General features: G+C 70.4%; 18 protein-coding genes. 9 read left to right on the plus strand and 9 right to left on the minus strand.

The annotated features are described in order from the left end of the window. The first annotated feature begins 80 nt into the window (after positions 1 to 80). Both IPI43_32075 and IPI43_32080 read left to right on the plus strand, forming a co-directional pair. Positions 81 to 2,477, plus strand: coding sequence for a hypothetical protein (locus IPI43_32075; GenBank protein ID MBK7778701.1), 2,397 nt, complete (start codon positions 81 to 83; stop codon positions 2,475 to 2,477). Positions 2,478 to 2,546: 69 nt separating this feature from the next. Next, positions 2,547 to 3,170, plus strand: coding sequence for a hypothetical protein (locus IPI43_32080; protein MBK7778702.1), 624 nt, complete (start codon positions 2,547 to 2,549; stop codon positions 3,168 to 3,170). 8 nt (positions 3,171 to 3,178) lie between these two features. Here the strand turns inward: IPI43_32080 and IPI43_32085 are convergent, their stop codons facing one another. The 6 genes from IPI43_32085 to IPI43_32110 form a co-directional block, all read right to left on the minus strand. Beyond that, entirely contained in the window at positions 3,179 to 4,672 is a 1,494-nt protein-coding gene (locus tag IPI43_32085) for a hypothetical protein (protein MBK7778703.1), read from the minus strand. A 4-nt stretch (positions 4,673 to 4,676) separates the two neighbouring features. Next, positions 4,677 to 5,564: a tetratricopeptide repeat protein gene (locus tag IPI43_32090; GenBank protein MBK7778704.1), complete on the minus strand. Its 888-nt coding sequence runs from the start codon at positions 5,562 to 5,564 to the stop codon at positions 4,677 to 4,679. Further along, a complete protein-coding gene (locus tag IPI43_32095) occupies positions 5,561 to 6,160 on the minus strand; it encodes an RNA polymerase sigma factor (GenBank protein ID MBK7778705.1) in 600 nt (199 codons plus the stop codon). The genes IPI43_32090 and IPI43_32095 overlap by 4 nt, the downstream gene beginning before the upstream one ends. Positions 6,161 to 6,234: 74 nt before the next feature. Beyond that, positions 6,235 to 7,092, minus strand: coding sequence for a TonB family protein (locus tag IPI43_32100; protein MBK7778706.1), 858 nt, complete (start codon positions 7,090 to 7,092; stop codon positions 6,235 to 6,237). Then, on the minus strand, positions 7,089 to 7,496 hold the full coding sequence (locus IPI43_32105; GenBank protein MBK7778707.1) for a biopolymer transporter ExbD: 408 nt from the start codon (positions 7,494 to 7,496) through the stop codon (positions 7,089 to 7,091). Before IPI43_32105 ends, IPI43_32100 begins: the two co-directional genes overlap by 4 nt. Further along, positions 7,496 to 8,077, minus strand: coding sequence for a MotA/TolQ/ExbB proton channel family protein (locus tag IPI43_32110; protein ID MBK7778708.1), 582 nt, complete (start codon positions 8,075 to 8,077; stop codon positions 7,496 to 7,498). Before IPI43_32110 ends, IPI43_32105 begins: the two co-directional genes overlap by 1 nt. A gap of 180 nt (positions 8,078 to 8,257) precedes the next feature. Here IPI43_32110 and IPI43_32115 point away from each other — a divergent pair, with 180 nt between their 5' ends. The 3 genes from IPI43_32115 (at position 8,258) to IPI43_32125 (ending at position 12,920) form a co-directional block, all read left to right on the plus strand. After that, complete coding sequence (locus IPI43_32115) at positions 8,258 to 10,702, plus strand: TonB-dependent receptor (protein MBK7778709.1); 2,445 nt, start codon at positions 8,258 to 8,260, stop codon at positions 10,700 to 10,702. 47 nt (positions 10,703 to 10,749) lie between these two features. Further along, positions 10,750 to 11,673, plus strand: a complete 924-nt coding sequence (locus IPI43_32120; protein MBK7778710.1) for a hypothetical protein — start codon at positions 10,750 to 10,752, stop codon at positions 11,671 to 11,673. Positions 11,674 to 11,747: 74 nt separating this feature from the next. Next, on the plus strand, positions 11,748 to 12,920 hold the full coding sequence (locus tag IPI43_32125; GenBank protein MBK7778711.1) for an RtcB family protein: 1,173 nt from the start codon (positions 11,748 to 11,750) through the stop codon (positions 12,918 to 12,920). 28 nt (positions 12,921 to 12,948) lie between these two features. On the opposite strand, the gene IPI43_32130 is transcribed toward IPI43_32125, so the two are convergent. Next, complete coding sequence (locus IPI43_32130; protein ID MBK7778712.1) at positions 12,949 to 14,433, minus strand: hypothetical protein; 1,485 nt, start codon at positions 14,431 to 14,433, stop codon at positions 12,949 to 12,951. 266 nt (positions 14,434 to 14,699) lie between these two features. On the opposite strand from IPI43_32130, the gene IPI43_32135 reads away from it, so the two are divergent. Both IPI43_32135 and IPI43_32140 read left to right on the plus strand, forming a co-directional pair. Continuing rightward, entirely contained in the window at positions 14,700 to 15,485 is a 786-nt protein-coding gene (locus tag IPI43_32135; GenBank protein ID MBK7778713.1) for a hypothetical protein, read from the plus strand. 103 nt (positions 15,486 to 15,588) lie between these two features. Further along, positions 15,589 to 16,092 (plus strand): OmpA family protein, encoded by a 504-nt coding sequence (locus tag IPI43_32140; protein MBK7778714.1) that lies wholly within the window; start codon positions 15,589 to 15,591, stop codon positions 16,090 to 16,092. A 67-nt stretch (positions 16,093 to 16,159) separates the two neighbouring features. On the opposite strand, the gene IPI43_32145 is transcribed toward IPI43_32140, so the two are convergent. Both IPI43_32145 and IPI43_32150 read right to left on the minus strand, forming a co-directional pair. Further along, the gene (locus IPI43_32145; GenBank protein ID MBK7778715.1) at positions 16,160 to 17,410 is read right to left on the minus strand and encodes a hypothetical protein; all 1,251 of its coding nucleotides are present in this window, start codon (positions 17,408 to 17,410) and stop codon (positions 16,160 to 16,162) included. Between the two features lie 24 nt (positions 17,411 to 17,434). Beyond that, complete coding sequence (locus IPI43_32150; GenBank protein ID MBK7778716.1) at positions 17,435 to 18,226, minus strand: DUF1295 domain-containing protein; 792 nt, start codon at positions 18,224 to 18,226, stop codon at positions 17,435 to 17,437. A 124-nt stretch (positions 18,227 to 18,350) separates the two neighbouring features. Between IPI43_32150 and IPI43_32155 the strand changes: the two genes are divergently transcribed. Next, positions 18,351 to 20,759 carry a PAS domain S-box protein gene (locus IPI43_32155; GenBank protein MBK7778717.1) on the plus strand — a complete coding sequence of 803 codons (2,409 nt, stop codon included), beginning with the start codon at positions 18,351 to 18,353 and terminating at the stop codon, positions 20,757 to 20,759. Positions 20,760 to 20,850: 91 nt separating this feature from the next. Beyond that, positions 20,851 to 22,938 carry an elongation factor G gene (locus IPI43_32160; GenBank protein MBK7778718.1) on the plus strand — a complete coding sequence of 696 codons (2,088 nt, stop codon included), beginning with the start codon at positions 20,851 to 20,853 and terminating at the stop codon, positions 22,936 to 22,938. Positions 22,939 to 23,617 lie beyond the last annotated feature (679 nt).

Here is a 23,617-nt window from a genome sequence, read left to right on the forward strand (position 1 = left end):
ATCTGAGGGACCCGGCAGGCCCTGGCGCCCATGTCGCCGAGCCGGAGCACCGGGTCCGAACCCTCACAAGGATGCAAATCATGCGTATCAGCAAGACACTCCTCGTCCTCGCGCTAGCCGCACCGCTAGCGTTGGGCTGCGGCGGCGAAGACCCGCCTGCGACTCCCGGTGCGCCAGGCGCTCCGGCCGTCCCGGGCGCTCCCGCTGTCCCCGGCGCTCCGGCAGCCCCCGCGGCTCCGGCCGTCGTGGCGCAGGTCTGCCTCGGCGGCGAGCACACGTGCGTCATGCGGGCCACCGGCGAGGTGTTCTGCGCCGGCAAGAACCTGGATGGCGAGCTGGGTGACGGCACCGCGCAGACGCGCTGGAGCTGGGTACCCGTGCAGGGCGTCACGGGCGCGCGCAGCATCGCGTGCGGCGACGACCACACCTGCGCCATCACGGCGACGGGCGTGTCCTGCTGGGGCGCGAACGCCACGGGCGCCCTGGGCGCCGGCCACCAGAACGTCACCCACACCGCCGTGCAGGTGCAGGGTCTGACCGACGCGGTCCAGCTCGCGCTGGGCTACCACTTCAGCTGCGCTCGCCGCACCAGCGGCGCCGTGAGCTGCTGGGGCGACGGTGAGAACGGGCGCCTCGGCAACGGCACCAACACCCTGAGCGCCACGCCCGTGGCGGTCAGCGGCCTGGCCGACGCCGCCGAGATCAGCGCGGGCCGCGCCCACGCTTGCGCGCGCAAGGCCGACGGCACCGTGGTGTGCTGGGGCAACGGCCAAAGCGGCCAGCTTGGCCAGGGCGGTGAGCGCGGCAGCGACAGCAACGTGCCGGTCCCCGTGGCGGGCGTCGTGGGAGCCACCACGGTGGACGCCGGCGGCAACCACAGCTGCGCCATCACCCCCGCGGCCACGCTGTGCTGGGGTCAGAACGACTACGGTCAGAGCGGCGCTGGCGAGAGCCGAATCAACTCGGCGACGGCCGTGGCCGGGCTCACCGGTGCCACGCAGCTCGCCATCTCCGGCAGCCGCAGCTGCGTGCTGGTGGCCGGCGGCGCGGTGCAGTGCTGGGGCTACAACAACTACACCGCCCAGCTGCTGGGCGTGGGCGTCGAGGTGGAGAAGGTGCTCACCCCGACCCCCGTCACCGGCCTCACGGGCGTGGTCCGCTTCGACACCTACTCGTCGGGCACCAGCGCGGCCGCCTGTGCCCTGAACGCGGCCAACCAGCTGTGGTGCTGGGGCAACGCCGGCAACGGACGCTTCGGCAACAATGAGCCCAACTCGCTCCACACGGCTGCCGTGGTGGTGCCCGACGTCAACGCACTGACCGCGGCCCCCAGCGTTCCGGCCACCTTCCCCCCCGTGGCCGAGGGTCTCCCCGCGCGCACCAGCTTCGAGGTGGGCAGCCACACGGTGTGCGGCGTGCGTGAGGGCCGCGTCTATTGCTTCGGCGTGGGCAGCGAGGGCCGCCTGGGCCTCGGCTCCACGCGCGCCAACCCCGCCGGCAGCGCGCAGCCGGTCCCCGGCATCGAAGACGCGGTGGACGTTTCCACCGGCCTCACGCGCACGTGCGCGCTGCGGCGCGGCGGCACGGTGGCGTGCTGGGGTGGCCTCACGGGCCGCATCGACTCCAGCTTGCCCCTGCCCATCGAGGGCCTGACGGACGTGCGCGCCATCAACGTGGGCGGCAGCGCGTACTCCATGACGCTGTGCGCCGTCCACAACGACGGCGGCGTGAGCTGCACGGGCTCGCAGCTCTACGGCCAGGGTGAGGCCACGCTCACGCCCGTGCGCATCGAGGGCATCACCGGAGCCACCGACGTCCTGGTCGGCACCGACGCGGCGTGCGCGCTCACCGGCGAGGGCAAGGTCATGTGCTGGGGCTCCGGCAGCTACGGTCAGCTGGGCAACGGCGCCATGAACGGCTCCGCCACACCGGTGGAAGTGGCCGGCATCCGCGACGCCGTGGCCATCGGCGGCGGTAGCTACAACTTCTGCGCCCTGCGTCGGAACGGCTCGCTGTCGTGCTGGGGCGGCAACGACGACGGACAGCTCGGCGTGGGCACGAGCGGCCGCGAGACCAACACCGGCACCCCCGCCGCGGTGCGCGGCCTGCGCGGCGTGGCGAGCGCCGGCAAGGCTGGCGACACCATGTGCGTGGCGCTGCGCAACGGCGACGGCATGTGCTGGGGTGCCAACGACTTTGGCCAGACGGGCCACAACGAGGCGGAGACCGACGACGTGACGGCCCCGTGGGACTACCTGCGCACCGACCCGGCGGTGGCTGCGATGGGTAACCTGGTGGAGATGGGCTGTGGCTGGAACTTCTGCTGCGGTCTGCACGCACAGGGCGGCATCAGCTGCGCGGGCTCCACGCCGCTCGGCGGTGACAGCGGCTTCATGGGCCTCTCGAACGTGCGCAGCAGCACGCCGGTGGCCGCGCCCAGCATCACCTTCCCGGTGATCGCGCCCGCGGCGGAGTAGCGCTCGAGGCATGTGCGCCTCGGCGATTTTCGAGATCGCCGAGGCGCAGCGTCGCGCTACTCTCCGCGCATGTCGGAGTCTCCGGTCACCCTCCCCAAGAGCTTCCAGGGCGGCAGCGCCGGGGGCTGCGCCATCTTCGGATCCGTGTTGTTCCTGGGTCCGTTCGCGGTGGGGCTGTACATGTGGCTCTCGAAGGACCTGGGCGTGGACGCGCTCACGTCGGCAGGGGCTGCAGGGGGAGCGTTCCTCGTCGTCTCCACGGCGCTCTACGTGTTCTTCAACTCGCTCACCACCATCACGGTGGACCGCCATGGCCTGAGCGTGTCGCACCAGTCCGGGCTGGGCCCAATCAAGGGGCCGGTCCGCAAGGACTACGACGTCTCGTGGGCTTCGCTCGAGCACGTGTACGACGTGGAGAAGCGGCGCCTCACCAAGCACGGCAACGTGAACGCTTCCTATGAGTTCAGGGCCGGGGACCACACCATCCACTCGGCCATCCTGGGGACCATGGCGCGTGACGGGCAGTACCTCGAGTTCCTCGCGGCGGTGCGCGCTGCGGTGGGTGACAAGCTGGTGCAGAAGGACGACCTCGGCGAGCTCGAGGCGCCTCTGCAGCGCCTGATCGACAAGCGCATTGCCCAGGGCGACGACGGCGACGAACCGCAGCCGCCGCAGCGACCTCGGGCCGGCTGACACGCCGCTCAGAGATGCACGCGGGCGCCCACGTTGATGCCGGGCCAGCCCAGGATGCGTCCGCGCCCCTCGGTGGCGTCGCGGTAGGTGGTGACCAGGGCAGCGGGCATCTGCGTGCGCTCGCCCGCATCCTCGGTGAAGAGCCACTGGTAGGTGGGCGCGATGAAGACCCCCAGCTGGTCGATGATGCGCACCTCGATGGGCAGGCGCAGCTGGAACATGGTGGACTGCCGGTTCTGGTCGCCGCGCCAGATGAAGTAGGAGACGGCGTCGAGGTCCATGCTGGTGCGCCCACGCGTGAAGAGGCGCGCGCCCAGGCCTGCCGCCAGCACCAAGCGGGGGCCTGCCGAGCCGACGCGCACACCCGCGCCGTAGAGGTTGTGGACCACGCGGCCCCCGTGGGAGACGCCCGCGACGATCATGCCGGACTCGCTGCTGGTGACGTGCACCTCGGTGCGGCCGCGCGTGACGATGCTGAGCAGCCCGATGGGGGCCACGGCGCGACGTGAGATGTTGAGCAGCCCCAGCTGCACGCCGCGCACGTCCTGCGCCACGTTCACGACGCCGATCTGGACGCCATCCACGCGGCCCAGCGCCACGTTGACCGGCGCGATCTGCAGCCCCTGCACCGGGCCCAGCACCACGTTCACGGCCCCTGCGATCTGCAGGCCGCACGCGAAGCTGCGCTGGATGTTGAGCGCGCCGCCGATCTCGAGCCCGTGGAGACCACGGGAGAGGCCCCCGGCCAGGTTGAGCGAGAAGCCGCGCACCGCCTCGCGCGTCACGCGGTAGGACGACGTGCCCACCATGGGCAGGAGATCCACGCCCACGCGCCCGTGGTTCGCGCGTTCGGTGCACGCCGTCGTGAGCCGTGGTGCGGCGGGTGGTCTCGGACGCGAGGCCTCGCCCACGGGTTCGCTCGCGGCGCTGGCAGGTGCCGGTGGCTCCTGCGTGGGGGAAGCCTCGCTCGCGGGTGGGCGTGCGGCGGGATGCTCCGGGACGACGCTCGACTCGGGCGTGACCCGGGCTGCCTCCGGCGCCTCCTCACCTTCCGATGCGTCCGCGGCCCCACGTGATTCCCCATCCTCGCGCGGCGCCAGGAGGGAGAGCAGGTCGCCCGTCTCGTCGTGCACCAGGTTGATGATCACCAGCGCCACGGCCTCGGCGGCCTCCGACGGATCCGTGGGTGGCGTGAGGGTGCGCGTGAGCTCTGCGCCCGTGGCGCGGCGATAGCGAACGCGCACCTCGGCGCCTGTTGCGTCCACGAGCACGGATGGTGCGGCGGGCGCAGGCTCCTCGGCGACGATGACCAGGCCCAGTGACGGCATGGTGGCCAGCGCCTCCGCCACCACGGCACGATCCAAGGCCACGTCGCTGGCGATGAACACCGGGAGCACTGGAGCCGCCGGCGATGGCTGGGCCGGCTGCGCCGCGCCGAGCTGAGCCAACAGCAAGGGCAGCAACGCTGCGAGCGCGGCGCGGAGCACGAGGGGCAAGCGCATGACGTCAGCGACCATCGAGCGCTTCGAGCAGCGCGCTGGCTTCCGTGCGGCGGTAGCCGCCACCCACGTCACCCGCCGCGAAGGGGGCGAGCGCTTGGCGCGCCGCGTCGTGCCGCCCGAGCCGCACCAGGCAGAGCGCGCGGTTGTAGCGGGCCTCGAGCGCGAAGCTCCCACGGGGGTGTGCGGCCAGGTAGCGATCCCACGCGGCGAGAGCTGCGCGCGAGTCACGCTGCACGAAGTGCGCGCGGTGCGCCTCGCGGTACAGCGCGAGGTCCGGGTCGCTCACGGGGGCGGTCGCGGCGGGCTGCTCGGGCGAGGCGTCCGTCGCGTGGCCGGCCCCGGCCCGGTACGAGTCCGACGTGGCGGGCGACTGCGCGACCACGTGGTGCCCGGGCGCTGCCGCAGCCGCTCTCGTGGGATCGGTGACCGCCGCGCGCGGCAGCGCCGGTGCCACGTCATCCGCGACCGAGCGTGCTGCGAGCGCCGAGCCGGCCCCCTCCGGCATCTCTGCGGCGGCCTCGCTGGGAAGCACCGCATCCGCTTCCGCGCTAGGCGGCAAGGCAGCGGGCGCCGCGCTCGCGGCAGGACGCCGGGCACCACGCGGGCGGGGCTGCACCGGAGCGGGCTCGGGCGCGGCCGACGGGGCGCCCACCAGCACGCGCACGGCTTCGATCATGGGCTGGAGCTGCCCGGTGGTGGCGGCCAGCGCGGTGGCGGCCAGCAGGAACGCGGCCAGCTGGCCCACCAGCCAGACCCAGCGCCGGCTCGGCTTCTCGGCACGACTGGACGCCTCCATGATGCGCCGCCGCGTCTGGCGGAGCTCGGGAAGCGGCGGGTCGCCGGCCTCGCGCAGCTCACGGGTGGCCTTGGCCAAGAGATCGTCGTCGTTCATGAGAGACCTCCTCGGGCGGCGTCACGCTCTAGCGCCTCACGCAGGCGCCGCTTCGCATGGAACACGCGCGTGCGCACCGTGGCCTCGGGCGCCCCCACGAGCTCCGCGATCTCGCGGGCCGAGCGCTCTTCCACCTCGGCCAGCACGAACGCCACGCGCTGGTCGAGCGGCAGCTTGTCGAGCGCGCGCGTGAGCGCTGTCGCCAGGTCGCTGCGCAGCAGGTCCTGCTCGGGGTTGTCGCCGCCCCCTCGGGGCTCGCGCGCGAAGCGCTCCATGGCGGCCCGGCGCCGGCTGGCCGCACGCACGTGGTGCCGCGCGTGGTTGATGGCGATGGAGATCAAGAAGCTGCGCAGCGAGCCACGCTCCTCGAAGCGCCGTGCGCTCTTGGGCAGCGTCATGAACGTCTCCTGGACCAAGTCCTGCGCGGCGTCGGCGTCGCCCACCAAGCGCCGGGCAAACGCCAGCACCGCGGCGCCGTGCAGGTCATAGGCCTCGCCCATGGCGGCCGCCTCGCCTCGCTTGAGGCGTTCCACGAGGCCAGGGGCGCTCGCACTCGTCGCGGTGGTAGTCACCCAGGCGCTGTCTCGGCTGTTCATGGGGTCACCCGGTCCGTGCCCGGCCGTGGCGACTTCGTTCAAAAAAAGTGATGGGGTACTTAGCATCATCCGAATCAGCGAGAAAAACGGATGGTCACGCGCGCCGCTGCCGTGGTGGGGGTTCCGTCCACGCCGAGGGCAGGTGTGAAGCGCGCGGCGCGCAGGCACTGCCGGGCCGCCTGGCCGAAGCCCTGGTCCACTGGCGTCTCGCGTTCCACGCTGACCCGCGCGGCCGCGCCGCTGGCCTGGACCACCACGCGCAGGGTGACCACGCCTTGGTCCACGCGACTGCCGGCGGGGAAGTGGCCGCGGCATGCGTCCTGCTCGTCCAAGCGCGGTGGGCGGCTGAGCTGCGACGCTGGGGTGACCACGGGCCCCGCGGAAGGCGGCTGCAGCGTGGGCATGGGGCTGGGTGGGCCCTGCCCGCTCGCGCTGGCCCCGAGCACCCCGTGGGAAGCGGTGCCGCCGCGCGCGACCACGCCAAAGCCGAAGCGGGTGCCGGTCGGGTCGCTCACGAAGCGGACCGGCGTGGCGCCCGCACTGGGGTCCGCCGTGGCGGTGAGCAGGGCCCCCGCGTGGGCCGCGGGAGGCGGCTCGGGCGGCGGCTGCTCGGTGGCTTGCGGGGCGAGTTCGCGGGGCTCGCGGGCCACGCGCACGGGCTCCGCCGCAGCTGCGGGCACAGGCTCGGGCGCCTCGGGCGGGCGGAGGAGGGGAGCGTCCAGCTCGGGGGTCGTTGGCGCGCGCCAGGCGGCCAGGTCCACCTCCATGCTGGTGGCGAGCGGCGGCGTGTGCGGGCTGGCCGCCGGCAGCGTGAGCGACAGCAGCGCCAGGCCCAGGTGCAGCGCCCCGGCGAGGAACACCGCCCCCACGCCGCCCAGCCCCTCGCCACGGGAGCCGAACGCCAGCGCCGCCTCGAACGACAGCGTGCTCATGGCGCGGGCTCCACCGCGAAGGCCACGCGATGCACCCCGGCGATGCGCAGCTCGTCCAGCACGTGCACCACCGCGCCGTGACTGGCGCTCGACGACGCCTGGATCACGGTGCGCAGCTCGGGCACCTCCGCCAGACGGCGCGCCGCGAGCACACGCAGCGCCGCGTCATCCGTGAGCGCTTCGCCATCGGCCGTCATGTGGCCCTGCGCGTCCACGCCCACCACCAGCATCGTCTGCGTCTCACCGCCCGTGGCGGCCTGCGGCAGGTCCAGCGGCAGCGCCGCGGGCGACATGAGCTTGGCGGTCACCATGAAGATCACCAGCAGCACCAGCGTGATGTCCACGAAGGGCGTGACGTTGATCTCCGTGATGCCATCGTCCCCCGAGGGGCCCACGGACGCCATCAGCGTGCCCCCTGGTGGGACTCGCCCTCGAGGTGCGCCAGCAGCACGTGCGCCAGCGCGTCCGTGTCGTAGGCGATGCCCTTGATGCGCCGCTGGAAGGCGTTGAAGGCCGCCACCGCGGGGATGGCCACGGCGAGACCAATCGCGGTGGCCACCAACGCCTCGGCGATGCTGGCCATGACGGCCGCGTTGGCCGTGCTGCCGTCGCTGGCGCCCAGCTCTTCGAACGCCATGACCACGCCCACCACAGTGCCGAAGAGGCCCACGAACGGCGCGTTGCTGCCGAGCGTTCCCAGGTAGCCCAGGCGCCGCTCGAGGCGCTTTCGCTGCAGGGCTGCGGCGCCCGCCATGGCCTCGCGGGCAGCACGCACGCCGCGGGGGGCGTCCAGCAACCCAGCCAGCACCACGGCTGCTTCGGCGGAGGGAGACGAGCGCATGAGCGCGAGCGCCCCGTCGTAGTCGGCGGCGCCCAGCAGCGCGCTGAGGCGCCGCGCGATGACCTCCACGTCCTCTGCGATGGAGCGGAAGAAGAGCGCGCGCTCCAGCATGACGCTGATGCTCACGAGCGAGAGAAAGATCATGAACCACATGATCGGCGATGCCCCCATGGAGAGGAGCAGGGACTTGGTTTCGTTGACGACATCCATGCCCAGCCGTTCCCGCCCGCGGGGCGAACGTTCAAAGAAAATGCTCGGCGCACGCAGTCCGTTCAAACGCACATTTCAATGAACGAAGCGGCAGTGTCTGGGCACGACCTCGAGATGACGCGACACAGCCCACCCTTGGTTCGCCCTGCCCTCTTCACGCTGCTGCTGGCCATGGCGCAGAGCTCGCCCGGCTTCGCTCAGGCCCCAGCGGAAGAGCCCGCACCTACGCCTGCGCCCGCCCCCGAGCTGGTGGCGCCGCGGCTGATCGAGGCCACCGCACCCGAGATAGCGGATGAGCACTGGAACGCGCTCGAGGTGACCTCGGTGTTGCTGGAGCTGACGCTCGACGCGCAGGGCCAGGTCACCGACGCGCGCGTGCTCACGGGCACCAACGTGCCGGAAGTGGACGCCGCCGTGCTGGCCGCCGCCGCGTTGCTGCGCTTCGAGCCCGCGACGAACGCAGGCGTGCCCATCCCGGCGTTGATCGCGTTCCGCTTCGAGCTGAGCGCGGGCCGCGAGGAGCAGCCCCCTCTAGCCCCCGCCACCGCGCCGCCAGCCGAGCCTGCGCCCGCGCAGACACCCGCAACCCCCACATCCCCGAGCGAGACCACGGGGGACGACGACATCGCCGACATCGACCTCGAGGTGCGCGGTGAGGCCACCCCGCGCGAGGCCACGCGCCACGCGATCGAGGGCGTGGAGATCCGTCGCATCCCGGGCACCAACGGCGACGCCATCCGCGCCATCGAGACCATGCCCGGTGTGGCGCGCCCCGCCGGCTTCGAGGGCCTGCTCATCGTGCGCGGCTCGGCGCCGCAAGACACGCAGGTGTTCGTGGACGGCGCGCTCATCCCGCTGGCCTACCACTTCGGCGGCATCACCTCGGTGGTGCCCGCCGAGATCCTGGAGCGCCTCGAGTTCCGACCCGGGAACTTCGGCCCCGAGTACGGGCGCGGCATGGGTGGCGTGGTGGAGCTGGGTGTGCGCTCGCCCCGGCGCGAGGGCTTCGCTGGCCTGGTGCAGGTGGACCTCTTGGACGCGCGCTTCATCGTGGAGGGGGCGCTGAGTGAGCGCACGCGCTTCCTGCTGGCAGGCCGGCGCTCGTGGGTGGACGCCTGGCTCGGCCGCATGATGGAGGGCGGAGGAACGCAGGTGCGCACCGCCCCGGTCTACTACGACTGGCAGGCCATCCTGGAGCACGACCTCACGCGCCGCACCACCGCTCGATTGATGTTCTTGGGGTCGGACGACCGGCTGGCCATCGTGGTGGAGTCGCCCAGCGCGCAGGACCCCGAGTTCGGTGGGGCCATCTCGGGACGCACGGCCTTCACGCGCCTGCAGCTGCGCCTCGACTCGCGCCTGACCGACGACGTGCGCTGGACCCAGAGCCTCACCTGGGGCACCGAAGCGCTCGACATCAAGGTGGGCGACAACTTCGCCGACGTGGGGACGCACACGCTGCAGGCGCGCTCCGAGGTGCGTGCGGCGCTGGGCCAGCACGTGAGCCTGACGAGCGGCGTGGACGTGCTGTGGTCGCGCTACGACGTGTCGCTTCGGCTGACCCCCTACCCCACCGCCAACGAGCCGCCGGGCCCCAACTTCGGCCGGCCTGCGCGCTCGGTGACCGCGGAGCCGAGCTCCGTGCGGCCAGGCGCGTATCTGCATCTCGATGTGAGCCCCGTGGAGGGACTGCGCCTCATGCCCGGCCTCCGCGTGGACTACGCGCAAGACAACGGACGCGTGACCGTGGACCCACGCTTCGCGGCCCGCTGGGACGTTCACGAGCGTGCGCGGCGCACCACGCTGAAGGCGGCCGTGGGGCTCTTCCACCAGCCCCCGCAGCCCGTGGAGAGCATGCTGGACACCCGCTTCACCGTGCGCAGCAGCCGCGCCCTGCACGCGAGCGTGGGTGTGGAGCAGCAGCTCACGCCGCACTTCGAGCTGTCGCTGGAGGGCTTCTGGAAAGACTTCGACGACCTGGCCGTGGCGCGTGGCGCCGACACCGACAGTGTCATCGGGGTGCGCTTCGACAACGCCGGCGAGGGCCGCGCCTACGGCGGCGAGCTGATGCTGCGCTACCGCCCCGGCGGCGGGCCCTTCTTCGGCTGGGTGGCCTACACGCTCTCGCGCAGCGAGCGGCGTGACGGAGACAGCGGCCCCTACGAGACCATGCAGTACGACCAGACGCACATCTTGAGCGCGGTCGGCAGCCTGGACCTCGGGCGTGGCTGGTCGCTGGGCGCCCGCTTCCGCTACGTGACCGGCGCACCCCACACGCCCTATGCCGGTGGCGTGTTCGACTCGGACGGCGGTGCGTTCTCGCCCGTGTCCGACCAGGGCGCGTTCTCGGCGCGGCTGGCGTCATTCCACCAGCTGGACCTGCGCGTGGACAAGACGTGGACCTTCGAAGCGTGGCGCCTCACCGCCTACCTGGACATCCGCAACGCCTACAACCGCCAGAACGCGGAGGGCGTCTCCTACAACTTCGACTACTCGCGCAGCGCGCCGCTGTCGGGGCTCCCGTTCCTGCCGGTCATCGGCCTGCGAGGTGAGCTGTGACCCGCGCTGCCCGTCGCGTTCTCTCTCCCCCCTGCTCCGGAGCCGTTATGCCTGCCTCACGAAACGCCCTCGCACAGCTCGCGCTCACCTTCACGCTCACCGTCGCGCTCCTCCCGGCGCTTGCGCTCGGCGCCTGCGCGGGCGACTTCGAGCCGGGTTCGTACCTCGCATCGCTGCGCCTGTTGGGCGTGCGCGCAGACCTGCCCATCGCGCACCCGGGCGAGGACGTGGCCCTCGAGGCGCTGTTCGCGAACCCCGAGCAGCTACCCCTCGAGTGGGCCTGGGCCACGTGCACGCAGCCCTCGTCTTCCACGCCCGAGGCGTGCTTCGACGCGCTGGACGACGGCTCGCGTGTGGAGGGCCCGGACCTCACGGGCCACGTGATCACCATCCCGGCGAACATCCTGAGCGATGTGCCGCAGACCGCTCGCGACGCCGTGTTCGTGGGCGTGGTGGTGGCGCTGTGCCCTGGCCGCTTCGTCTCGGGAGACACCCACGGCGTGCCCTTCGCCTGCGAAGACGAGGCCGGCCGATTGCTGAGCCTGGACGAGCTGCAGGTGGGCTTCAAGCGCATCCGCGTACGGGAAGAAGACCGCAACGCGAACCCCGTGATCGAGGGGCTCACCTGGGAGGACGAGAGCTGGCCGAGTGACTTCATCCCGGAGGTGGTGCCCTGCGAGCGCGACACGTTTGCCCGCTGCCCCGCCGAGCAGCGCTACGAGCTGTCGGTGGCCATCAGCGAGCCCGAGACCGGCGAGGACGAGCTGGGGAGCGAGTTCGAGGAGCAGCAGATCGTGCAGTACTACGCCACGCACGGGCGCTTCGAGCACGAGGTGCGCATCGGCAGCGCAACCGCCACACGCTGGGTGGGCATCGACACGCTGCCCGGCGACGTGGTCACCCTCTTCGCCGTGGCGCGCGACGATCGCGGCGGGCTCACGCTCACCACGCGCCAGCTGCGCGTGCGCTGAGGCCGGGCGTTCACGCGCTCATTCCGCGCACCACCCTTGACGCGCCGCACGCGAGCCGTAGCGTTTGGCCCGTCATGTCCATCTCAGCGCTACGTACCGGTGAAGGCAACGCGGAGGTCCGCCTCTGGACCGAGCTCGCGTCCGTGGAGTCGTCGGCGCTCGACCAGCTGCGCAACATCGCGCGGCTGCCGTGGGTGTTCCACCACGTGGCGGTCATGCCCGACGTGCACTTCGGCAAGGGCGCCACGGTGGGCTCGGTCATCGCCATGAAAGACGCCGTGTGCCCCGCGGCGGTGGGCGTGGACATCGGCTGCGGCATGGCCGCCGTGCGCACCAACCTCACCGCGGCGGACCTGCCGGACTCGCTGGCGCTGCTGCGCATGCGCGTGGAGAAGGCCATCCCCGTGGGCTTCTCGTCGCACGAGAAGGTCCCGAAGCAGGCCGAGAAGTCGCGCCTGTGGAAGGGCTTCCCCGAGCTGCACGGGAAGGTGCAGGACATGCGCGGCAAGGCCCGCAAGCAGATGGGCACGCTCGGCGGTGGCAACCACTTCATCGAGCTGTGCCTCGACACCGAAGACCGCGTCTGGATGATGCTGCACTCGGGCTCGCGCAACATCGGCAAGACGCTGGCCGAGATCCACATGGGCATCGCGCGCAAGCTGGCGCACAACCGCGCGCTGCCGGACCCGGACCTGGCCGCGTTCCTGGCCGGCACGCCCGAGATGGACGCCTACCGCCGCGACCTCTTCTGGGCGCAGGGCTACGCGCTCGAGAACCGCCGCATCATGCTGGAGCTCTACCGCGACGTGCTGCGCGGGTTGTTCAAGAAGGTCACGTTCGAAGAGCCCATCGAGTGCCACCACAACTACGTCTCGGAGGAGCACCACTTCGACGAAGACGTGCTGGTCACGCGCAAGGGCGCCATCAGCGCGCGCCAGGGACAGCTGGGCATCATCCCGGGCAGCATGGGCACCCGTTCGTACATCGTGCGCGGCCTCGGCAACCCCGAGAGCTTTCAGTCGGCCTCTCACGGCGCTGGCCGGCGCATGAGCCGCGGCCAAGCCAAGCGCGAGTTCACCCTGGCCGATCTCGCGGCGCAGACCGAAGGCGTGGAGTGCCGCAAGGACCACACCGTGTTGGACGAGATCCCCGGGGCCTACAAGGACATCGACGTGGTCATGGCGCAGCAGGCAGACCTGGTGGAGGTCGTGGCCACGCTGCGGCAGGTCATGTGCGTGAAGGGCTAGTACCTCCCATCAGAGGTACTAGGAGAGCTCAGAGGCAGAGTGCGATATCGCCGGCGACGACGTCGGAGGCGCTCCGCGGGGAGATTCGGCCACTGCCCGCGACGAAGCCCACCACACCTCGAACCGTCGTGAGGCACTCGCCGATGGTGCGAGGCGGGCGTGTGTCGAAGACGCTCTCGTCCACCCGGTAGCTGGGCGAGCTGCCAACCATGTAGTCGCCGAAGTCCGAAGCTCCATCCGGGTTCAGCGTCGTGACCATGGCGGGCGCGGACAGCGTCACGAGCACACTCTCGTACGGCTCCGGGTCCCCGTTGTCGCCTGCCAGGCTGGCGATGGATACCGAGAGTGGGACGGGGGTGACGCTCGGGAGTGTGGTCGGGATGACCCGTACCCCCACTAGCTCCGTGAGCGTCATGAACTCCTCGGTGGTGCCCACCACGCGAACGATGTCCCCAACCGCCAGGTCCGCGACCGTTCCGATGGCAACGGTGGGGTTGTACACGAGGATCCCGTTGAAGAGCGCGCCCTGGGCAGCATCCGCGACCCACACGCGGGGGAACAACGGGTCGGCGTCGACGGCGGTGACGACTACGTCGGTCAACGCGACGACCGTGGCCGTGGGAACCGTCCCGTTCTGAATGTTCACGATGTTGGTGTGCGTGGGACAGGCGGTGCCGTTGGTGATGTCCGACGGGGAGCGCGGCGCGAGGTTCGAGACGAAGCCGAAGTACTCGAGGACGCCCGTCATCGACGCGAAGCAAGTCCCGACGGGGAAGTCGGTGCCACCCGTGCCGAGCTCCGTGAACTGCGACGTCGCGCGCAGCTGCCCAGTCAGCGTGACGTTCTTGAACAGCGGATCGGCTCCCGGAACGGTCGGCACGTCACGCGTGCGCACGTTCTCGACGCGGACCAAGGACGACTCCCACTGCTCGGCCTCCGCGGGCGATGCAGCGATGACGAAGGCATCGACGAGCGTCGGCGCGGGGACTGTGGTGGTCCCCGTCTCCGCGATCGTGATGGCGCCATCGACCGGAGCGACGATCCGCGTGGCGGTCCGACCCGACGTGTCGAAGGGTGCTGCGTACTCCTCCTTGATGCCCCCGCTGATGGTCACGACGTCCCCCGGAGCGAGGGAAGCGACGGACGTCGCGTTGGCCATGACCACGACGCTCCCGAACGGGCCACCCGCCGGCTCCTGCACGAAGACCCGGTTGCTGAGTGTGCCGTAGGTGTCCACCGCGATGACGACCACGCCCTCGAGGAGAACCGCGTCGCCCACGGGGAAGCTAGGATTGCGGACCGAATAGATGGTGTCGTCGGTCGGTACCTCCCCATCCACCATGGCGTCGGGAAGGACCTCGCCGTCCATTGGCGCCTCGCCGTCCATGGGCACGAAAGCGTCTCGGCCGAAGTCGTCGCTGCCCGCGTCCGTGGGACCCGAATCACTGCCACCACAGCCAGCCAAGCCAACGAGACCCAGCAACAAGCACAAGCACACGAACATGTTTCGCATCAGGAACTCCCTTCGGTCACGACGCCCAGCGCGAAGGACACGCGCCGCGATCGTGGCCGCTGTCTAGCAGCGGTTCAGCGAGGTGTCGACATATGCCGCGAGCACGTTGTCCCATCAGCGCGCCACGATTCGTGCGCCACGTAGTCGCTGGGGACGGACCAGCGCATCGCCCCCACATGGCCGCTTCGGTGGAGAAACTCTGCCGCTTGGGTGTGTAGCCCGCGCGCCATCCGCGAGATGCTCTCCCCAACCCCGGAGACGTCACCATGCTGCCCGACTACGAGCCCCCTCGCCCCGCCACCGGTCGCCGCAAGCGCATCTACCAGGCGGGCATCCTCGCGGGGGTGGTGCTGGTCTTCGTGACGTGGGCGCTGATCATGGCGGGCGTCATCCCGCCCACGCCCACCGACGTCTACGTGACGTGCATCGTGCTGGTGGCGCTGTTCACGCCGTGGGCGGCGTTCCTGGACAACCCGGGCGAGCAGCGCACTCAGGTGCAGCGCTTCGCCGAGTTCGCGTTCAACTGGCTGCTGCTCTCGGGCATCGCGCAAACGTTCTGGGAGCTGCCGTGGTTCTTCCTGGACCTCACGGGGCTCATTCACGGCGTGACGGCGGCCGACCACTGGGCCTGGCCCTGGTGGACCTACGGCGGCGCCGACACGCGCTACATCCGCTCCAACCCCACCATCGCGGGGGTGGAGTTCTGCGCCGGGTTCGCGGGCCCGTTCGAGCTGCTGGCCTGCTACTGGTTCATGACGGGCAAGCGCATCGCGGCCAACTGGCTGGCGCTGGGCCTCGGCATCGGCCTCACGTGGGGCACCGGCATCTTCTTCTACGCCGAGATCCACGTGGGCTTCGTGAACGTGGCGCAGGGGGCCTTTGGTTTCTGGGGCAAGTGGTTCGGCCTGAACCTGCCGTGGGCGCTGGCACCGCTGTTCTTCATCCCGGCGTCCATCTGGGAGCTGCGTGAACTCTACGAAGCGCAGGGCGCCAAGAAGGCCATCGCCGCGCTGCAGGCGGGGGGGCTCCCCAGCGAAGCGGGACCGTTGTAAGCTGCCGCACAGGGTTCCCTGGCACCATCCTCATTCGGTGCTATGCCGCTGCCGCGAGGGGAGCCTTCCTTGGCTCGCACCCTCGAAACTTCAGGAGAACACCATGCTTCGCAACATCACTCTGATCCTCGCCATCCTCTCCCTCTCGGTCGTCGCCGGCTGCAAGCGCGGTGAGGCCGAGCCCACCACGCCCGAGCCGGAGCCGGCGGCAACGGAGCCCGCCGCCGACGACGAGGACGGCGTCCACTTCGAGGGTTCGCGCCTGGTCATCCCGCGCAAGATCCAGTTCGCCAACGACAGCGCCGACATCCTGCCGGAGTCGGACGGCCTGCTCGACAGCATCACCGCCCTGCTGCGCCGCAGCGGGTCCGTCAGCACCCTGATCGTGACCGGCCACACCGACGTCCGCGGCACCGAAGAGGACAACCAGAGCCTCTCCGAGCGCCGCGCCGCCGCCGTGGTCGCCGCCCTCCGCGAGCGTGGCCTGAGCATCAACATCACGTCCGCCGGTCGTGGCGAGTCGGAGCCCCTCTGCACCGAAGAGACCGACGAGTGTCACGAGCAGAACCGCCGCGTGGACTTCGTGGTGGAGACGGTCGCCCGCTGAGCGGGGAGCCCATCTCGCGATGAGCTCACCTGCGGGCCCGGTGCTTCGTGCGCTGGGCCCGCTTCGTTTAATCGTCGTCCTCGTAGGTCTCCTCGTAGGCCTCATCGTCTTCGTAGTCGCAGCTGGCGATGCGGCGCAGGCCTCCGGTGGGCTCGAACGCCCACGAGCCGGCCATGGTGAACGTGAGGGGATCGAGCCCGTCTGGGGGGACGGTGTCCGGTGCACGCCGCAGCGGCGCCGGTCGCAGCGTTCGGGTGCCGCCGTCTTCGCGTTCGAGCGTGCGGCGCAGCGTGGGTGACCCCAAGCGCAGGCAGCCCGGCTGCCGCTGCTCGACGTCGAAGCTCTCCATCTCCACGATCTCGAGGTCGTCGCTCTCGAGGCGCACCCGAGCGGTGCGGGCGAAGCCCACGTAGACGTGCGCGAGCTGCCGAATGGCGGCCTCGGTCGTCTGCACGAAGATGATGGCTTCGCCGTCCGTGTACACGTCCCCATCCTGCTCGCGCCATGTGTACTCGATGCCCACCACGCCCGGGAAGTCGGCGAGCACCGACACCACGGACAGCACGCCGTCGGACTCGAGGAGCGACAGCCTCGTGGAGTCGGTGCAGGCGAACCCGGTGTCGCCGCGCTCGCAGATGCGGACCTCGGCGTCGGCCCGGGCCACCAGCGTGCTGCCTGCCATCACCAGCTCGAGCCCCTCGAGCTGCGCGACCAGCTCCGGGACATCAAGCGAGGCGGGCGCCTCGAGCGGCTGGTCTGGCTGCCCCGTGCGCTTGTGCGTGAGCGTGATGGCCCCAGCGAGCGCCACCAACGACACATAGCCCCCATCGGGGTGACCGAAGCTGGTCCTCGCCTGGATGCCTCCATCCTGGCGCGTGAGCATGATGACCGTGATGAACGCGGGTGCGAAGGGCAGCCCCCAGCAGCTCGGCTCGTCGTCGAGGGTCAGGCAGAAGGTCGCGCTGTCTCGGCTGCCGAAGGCCAGCGCGCGCACCGCGGGCTCCCCCATGTCACCGTCCTCCCCCAGCGTGCCGGCCGTGATCGTCCTGACGCCCACTCGGTTGAGCTGCTCGGCCAGGGTGCGGGGAGGCTCGTCGCGCGGCGAGGGCTCGGCGGCGTCATTCGCCGCGGGCTCGCTCCGCGGCCCCGGATCGAGCCCGGCAGCCTCGTGGCTTCCCTCGGGCGTGGTGGCGCTGCCACCCCCAGCGGGCGCCGCGTGCGAACACCCCGTGGCGGCCACAGCCAGCAGGATGCGCAGCCAGCCCAACCGCCAGAGGTCAGCGCGCCGGACCGCGGCGCCGTGTGTGAGTCGCGTCATGCCGCACAGGCTAGTCGGCCCGCGCTACCAGATAAAGGGGATGAGCGCCTTGCGCTCCTTCGGATAGTCCGGGAAGCGCTCCTGGTACCACTTGTGGGTGGCGATGGCGCGCGGCACCAGGTTGGCGGCGCTGATGGCGAAGATGTAGATGCCGGCCGGGGACCAGGTGAAGACGGCGAAGCCGATCCAGAACACCAGCTCGCTGAAGTAGCTGGGGTTGGTCACGTAGCGGAAGAGCCCGCCCTGCGGGATGCGATAGTGCCGCTCGCCGCGGGCCACCTCGTCCTTGGTGCGCAGCGTGCGCAGGATGTGGTCCGAGTGCAGGTTCACCAGTAGGCCGCCGTAGTAGAGGGTGACGCCCACGATGAAGCGCGGATCGGTGAACCACGCGGTGCCCCGCTCGGGGAACAGCGCCGTGGTCCAGGTGGCGTTCAGGTAGCCGTGGAGCGACGTGACCACCCAGCCGATCATGACCACCATGAGCCCGAAGCTGCTCTTCTGGCCCTTGGGCACGCGCATGAAGAGCGGCATGAGGAAGCCGCGGTTCAGGTAGTGCACGCCCCACACGAAAGCCACGAACATGGCGAACGGCTCCGCGCGCTCAGGGCTGCGCAGGTACACCCAGAAGAACAGCAGCGTGGCGGGCAGCTCCATCAGGAACCATCCGACGCGCGGGTCGAGCGACATCCCGAAGCGGTCGGTGGCGAAGCGGCCATACGGGGACGCGATGAAGGGTGCCGCCACCAGCGTGAGCGCCACGATGGCGAAGGCGACGGTCAGGGCGAGGTTGAACGTGGGATCCGCGGTGAAGTTCATGGCTGTCGACAGTGTCCTGGGGGGACCTGTCTCGTGACAGCGGAACCCGCCGAGATCAACGCGAACGAATCGCCCGTGGTCAATGCGTGGGGAGCCGGCGCGCTCGAATGGTAGGCTAGCGGGAGTGTCAGCGACGTCGAAAACCAAGCCCCCGCCCGCCAGTGGTGCCGATCTCGAGCGAGACCGGGTGCTCGAGAACCTGCGCGCCAGTGAGCAGCGCCTCGCGGCGATCATCGAGAACTCACCCGGCGTGGCGGTCCAGGTGTACGACCGCGCGGGCCGCGTGCTCGAGTGGAACCGCGCGTCCGAGGCCATGTTCGGGTTCTCCCGTGAGGCGGCGCTGGGACGCACGCTCGACCAGCTCATCCACACCCAGGAGGCCGCCGACGCGTTCGTGGCCACCCTGGCGTCCATCGCCGCGAGCGGCGCGCCGGTAGGCCCAGCCGAGCACCACTTCAAGCGCCTCGATGGCTCGAACGGGGTGTGCCTGTCCACCATCTTCGCCATCCCGGGATCGCCGCGAGATCTCAACTTCGTGTGCATGGACGTGGACGTCACGGCGCTGCACGAGTCCAACGCGGCGTTGCGCGAGACGCGCAGTCGCTTCGAGGCCATCTTCCATCAGACCTTCCAGTTCATCGGCCTGCTGGACACGGCCGGCACGCTGCTCGAAGCCAACCGCAGCTCGCTCGAGTTCGCGGGTGTGAAGAACGAAGACGTGATTGGTCGCCCATTCTGGGAAGCCGTCTGGTGGTCTCACTCACCCGAGCAACAGGCGCTCCTGCGTGACGCCATCACCCGATCCGCGGCGGGCGAGTTCGTGCGCTTCGAGGCCATGCACTCACGCCCGGACGGCACACCCGCCTACGTGGACTTCTCGCTGAAGCCCGTGCGCGGAGACGATGGGAAGGTCGTGCTGCTCATCCCGGAGGGCCGCGACATCAGCGACCTCAAGCACGCCGAGGCCGAGGTGCAGCGCCGCGTCGCGCGCTTCCGGTCCATCGCCGAGGCCATGTTCGACGCCCACTACGAGTGGGACGTGGCCACTCAGCGCATCTGGCGCAGCGACTCGTTCCTGCGCCTGGCGGGCACCGTGGACGAGCACGACGGGGGCTACAGCTGGTGGCGAGATCGAGTCCACCCGGACGACTACGAGGCCGCGAGCGCCAGCATCGCGCACGCCGTCTCGGCCCACGTGCCGCGCTACGACATGCGCTACCGCTTCCGGGCGGCCGACGGGACGTACCGCTGGCTGGCGGATCGCGGGTGCCTCGAGTTCGCGGCGGACGGCTCGGTAGCCCGCACCGTGGGCGCCATCCGCGACGTGACCCACGAGGTGGAGGCCGAGGCGGCGCGCGAGGCCATGGAGGAGCGCATTCGCGCCAGCCAGAAGCTCGAGAGCCTGGGTCTCTTGGCGGGCGGCATCGCGCACGACTTCAACAACTTCCTGACGGGCGTGCTGGGCTACGCGGCGCTGGCCGAGATGGAGCTCCCGGAGCAGTCGCCCGCGCGCAAGTCGGTCACGCAGATCCAGTCGGTGGCGCTCCAGGCGGCGGAGCTCACGCGGCAGATGCTGGCGTACTCGGGGCGCGGCGCCTTCGTGGTGAAGCCCATGGGCCTGGACGCGCTGGTGGTGGAGATGCGCCCGCTCCTGGCCAAGGTCGTTTCGCGCAAGGCCCAGCTCAGCTTCATCTTGGCGCCGGCTCCCGTCCGGGCCGACGGGGCGCAGATGCGGCAGATCGTGATGAACCTCATCACCAACGCCTCGGACGCGCTGGGGTCGTCCACCGGACAGATCTCGGTGCGCACGGGCACACGAATCATGACCGCCGAGGACCTCGCGAGCCCGTTCTCCGACGCCACGTTGCCCGCCGGCGACTACGCCTACTTCGAGGTGCGCGACACGGGCGAAGGGATGACGGCCGAGACCCGGGCCCGCATCTTCGACCCCTTCTTCACCACCAAGGTGAAGGGACGAGGCCTCGGGCTGGCCGCCGTGTTGGGCATCGTGCGTGGTCATGGTGGGGTGGTCCATGTCGACAGCGAGGTGGGCCATGGCACCACCTTCCGGCTGGTGCTGCCGGTGGAGACGGCCACACACGCGCTGCCCACGGCAAGCCTGCAGGGAGCGCCGAGCCGTGGCGCGGGGGTGGTGCTCATCGTCGAGGACGAAGAGATGATCCGCAGCACCACGCGCACCGCGCTCGAGCTGGCAGGCTTCGAGGTGCACGGCGCGTTCGACGGCCAAGACGGCATCGACGCCTACCACCGGCTCGGAGGCGCCGTGGACGTGGTGCTGTTGGACCTCACCATGCCCCGCAAGGGCGGCTGGGAGGTGCTGACCGAGCTGCGAGCGCTCCGCCCGGACCTGCCCGTCCTGCTCATGAGCGGCTTCGACCGGCCCGATGGCCGTGCGGGCATCGCTCCCGGCACGGTGTACGAATTCATCCAGAAGCCGTTCCACATGCGTGAGCTGGTGGAGCGCCTGTCCTCGATGATGCCTGCCGCCCCCCATAAACAGACGAATTCGTAGCCCCGGGGGAGCGTCTACTTGCCGAAACCCCCACAAATGACTAACACCCGCCTCCGCGGGCATCTCGCCCCATCCTCAAGAGCAGGTAGTTGTGACGGATCTGAGCAAATATCGAAACATCGGCATCTTCGCGCACGTGGATGCAGGGAAGACGACCACCACCGAGCGCATCCTCAAGCTCACCGGCAAGATCCACAAGCTCGGCGAGGTGCATGATGGCGCGGCGACCACCGACTTCATGGAGCAGGAGCAGGAGCGCGGCATCACCATCCAGTCCGCCGCCACCACGTGCTTCTGGAAGGACCACCGCCTCAACGTCATCGACACGCCGGGCCACGTCGACTTCACCATCGAAGTCTACCGCTCGCTGAAGGTGCTCGACGGCGGCGTGGGTGTGTTCTGTGGCTCGGGCGGCGTGGAGCCTCAGTCCGAGACCAACTGGCGCTACGCCAACGACTCGCGCGTCGCGCGCATCATCTACGTGAACAAGCTGGACCGCGCCGGCGCGGACTTCTATCGCGTGCTCGGCCAGATCAAGACCATCCTCGCCGCCAAGCCGCTGGTGATGGTGCTCCCCATCGGCACCGAGACCGACTTCGTGGGCGTCGTCGACGTGCTCGAGCGCAAGTCGTACATCTGGGACGAGTCCGGCCTGCCCGAGAACTACACCGTGGGTGAGGTTCCGGCCGACATGGTCGAGCTGGTCGAGAAGTACCGCCACGACCTCATCGAGAGCGCCGTGGAGCAGGACGACGACGTGATGGAGGCCTACCTCGAGGGCAACGAGCCCGACATCGCCACCATCAAGCGCTGCGTCCGTACCGGCACGCGCAAGCTGGCGTTCTTCCCCACGTACTGCGGCTCGTCCTTCAAGAACAAGGGCGTGCAGCAGGTCCTCGACGGCGTGGTGGACTACCTGCCGGACCCCACCGAGGTGGACCCGCAGCCCGAGATCGACCTCGAGGGCAACCCCACGGGCAAGTTCGCCATCGTGGACGCCAAGGGTCCCGTGCGCGCGCTGGCGTTCAAGATCATGGACGACCGCTTCGGCGCCCTGACCTTCATTCGCGTCTACTCGGGCACCATCAACAAGGGCGACAGCCTCGTGAACACGTTCACGGGCAAGTCGGAGCGCATCGGCCGCATGGTCGAGATGCACGCCAACGACCGCACCATCATCGAGTCGGCGCAGGCCGGTGACATCGTGGCGGCCGTGGGCCTCAAGTACGTCCGCACGGGCCACACGCTGGCCGACGAGAAGAACCCGGCCACCCTCGAGCCCATGGTCTTCCCGGCGCCGGTCATCTCGATGGCCGTGATCCCGCGCGACAAGGCCAACAGCGAGAAGCTGGGCGTGGCGCTCGGCAAGATGGTGGCCGAGGACCCGTCCTTCCACGTGGAAGTGGACCAGGAGTCGGGCGAGACCATCATCAAGGGCATGGGCGAGCTCCACCTGGACATCAAGGTGGACATCCTGCGCCGCACGCACGGCGTGGAAGCCGACGTGGGCAAGCCCCAGGTCGCCTACCGCGAGACCATCACGAAGGCCGTCAGCGACAGCTACACCCACAAGAAGCAGACGGGTGGCTCGGGCCAGTACGCCAAGATCGACTACACGGTCGAGCCCGGCGAGCCCGGCACCGGCTACACGTTCGTGGCAGCGGTCATCGGCGGCAAGATCCCGAAGGAGTTCATTCCCTCGGTCGACAAGGCCTTCAAGTCGCTCATGGACAAGGGCCCGCTCATCGGGTTCCCGCTGCTCGACTTCAAGGTCACCCTCACCGACGGTGGCTTCCACGCGGTCGACTCGTCGCAGATGGCGTTCGAGGCCGCTGGCCGCGCCGCCTTCCGCCAGACCATGCCCAAGGCCGGTCCGCAGCTGCTGGAGCCCATCATGAAGGTGGACGTGTTCGTCCCCGACGCGAACGTGGGTGACGTCATCGGCGACCTCAACCGCCGCCGCGGCATGATGAAGAGCCAGGAGCCCGGCGCCACCAACGTGCGCATCAAGGCGGACGTGCCGCTCGGAGAGATGTTCGGCTACATCGGCGACCTGCGCTCCGCCACCTCGGGTCGCGGCCAGTTCTCCATGGAGTTCAGCCACTACTCCCCGGTGCCGAACAACATCGTGGAGAAGGTCCGCGCCGAAGTCACCGCCCGCCGCGAAGCGCGCAAGTGAGAAGACTCCGGCCCGCTAGGGCCGGGCACTAACCTGAAAGGCGCCTCCGTGATCGATCACGGGGGCGTTTCTCGTTGTGACGGGGGGAGGTGATCGATCGGCCGGGGCGGGACGGGGGTCGCTGCGGGCACGGACGCGCTGGCGCGTCCTGTCGGTCCCCCCTGAAAGCGGCACTGCGCGCTACGCGCTCCGTTTGCTTTCTGGGTCCCCCCCACGCCCTTGCCGAGGCCCGTCCCGCCCCGGCCATGCCAACCCTCGTGGAGAGAGCGCACCTGGGCGCAGCGGGGGGTCGCATGGGGCGCGCCCGGCCCGAGCGTTCCTTCATCCGGGTGGTACACACCTGCGACGCGCCGTGCTCGGACGTCCGTTCGCGCACAGTGCACATCGTCGGATCCGCCGCGCTCCCCACCCGCCGAACGAGCGCGTCGTGTTCCGTTGCGCCCTACGGACCCACCCGAGACCCGCGGAGTCCCGTGCCCAGTCCGACGCACTCCCGCCCTGCCGAGCCCGTCGCGCCCCGCACGAGACGCCACCGCAGGAGGGGGAGCGGGCCCTGGGCAGCGGGGCTTGATGGGCCCCAGAAAACGAACGCAGCGCGCAGCGCGGAGTGAAGTTTTCAGGGAGGTATCAGAGGGAGCGCCAGCGCGACCGGCCCCGCAGATCAGGGCCTCGCTCTCCC

The organism is Sandaracinaceae bacterium, from assembly GCA_016706685.1.
Taxonomy (GTDB): Bacteria; Myxococcota_A; Polyangia; order Polyangiales; family Houyiibacteriaceae; genus JADJJE01.

Coding starts and splice junctions, on each gene's coding strand:
- IPI43_32075 (MBK7778701.1), top strand. CDS start 81: ATGCGTATCAGCAAGACACTCCTCGTCCTCGCGCTAGCCGCACCGCTA.
- IPI43_32080 (MBK7778702.1), top strand. CDS start 2,547: ATGTCGGAGTCTCCGGTCACCCTCCCCAAGAGCTTCCAGGGCGGCAGC.
- IPI43_32085 (MBK7778703.1), bottom strand. CDS start 4,672: ATGCGCTTGCCCCTCGTGCTCCGCGCCGCGCTCGCAGCGTTGCTGCCC.
- IPI43_32090 (MBK7778704.1), bottom strand. CDS start 5,564: ATGAACGACGACGATCTCTTGGCCAAGGCCACCCGTGAGCTGCGCGAG.
- IPI43_32095 (MBK7778705.1), bottom strand. CDS start 6,160: ATGAACAGCCGAGACAGCGCCTGGGTGACTACCACCGCGACGAGTGCG.
- IPI43_32100 (MBK7778706.1), bottom strand. CDS start 7,092: ATGAGCACGCTGTCGTTCGAGGCGGCGCTGGCGTTCGGCTCCCGTGGC.
- IPI43_32105 (MBK7778707.1), bottom strand. CDS start 7,496: ATGGCGTCCGTGGGCCCCTCGGGGGACGATGGCATCACGGAGATCAAC.
- IPI43_32110 (MBK7778708.1), bottom strand. CDS start 8,077: ATGATCTTTCTCTCGCTCGTGAGCATCAGCGTCATGCTGGAGCGCGCG.
- IPI43_32115 (MBK7778709.1), top strand. CDS start 8,258: ATGACGCGACACAGCCCACCCTTGGTTCGCCCTGCCCTCTTCACGCTG.
- IPI43_32120 (MBK7778710.1), top strand. CDS start 10,750: ATGCCTGCCTCACGAAACGCCCTCGCACAGCTCGCGCTCACCTTCACG.
- IPI43_32125 (MBK7778711.1), top strand. CDS start 11,748: ATGTCCATCTCAGCGCTACGTACCGGTGAAGGCAACGCGGAGGTCCGC.
- IPI43_32130 (MBK7778712.1), bottom strand. CDS start 14,433: ATGCGAAACATGTTCGTGTGCTTGTGCTTGTTGCTGGGTCTCGTTGGC.
- IPI43_32135 (MBK7778713.1), top strand. CDS start 14,700: ATGCTGCCCGACTACGAGCCCCCTCGCCCCGCCACCGGTCGCCGCAAG.
- IPI43_32140 (MBK7778714.1), top strand. CDS start 15,589: ATGCTTCGCAACATCACTCTGATCCTCGCCATCCTCTCCCTCTCGGTC.
- IPI43_32145 (MBK7778715.1), bottom strand. CDS start 17,410: ATGACGCGACTCACACACGGCGCCGCGGTCCGGCGCGCTGACCTCTGG.
- IPI43_32150 (MBK7778716.1), bottom strand. CDS start 18,226: ATGAACTTCACCGCGGATCCCACGTTCAACCTCGCCCTGACCGTCGCC.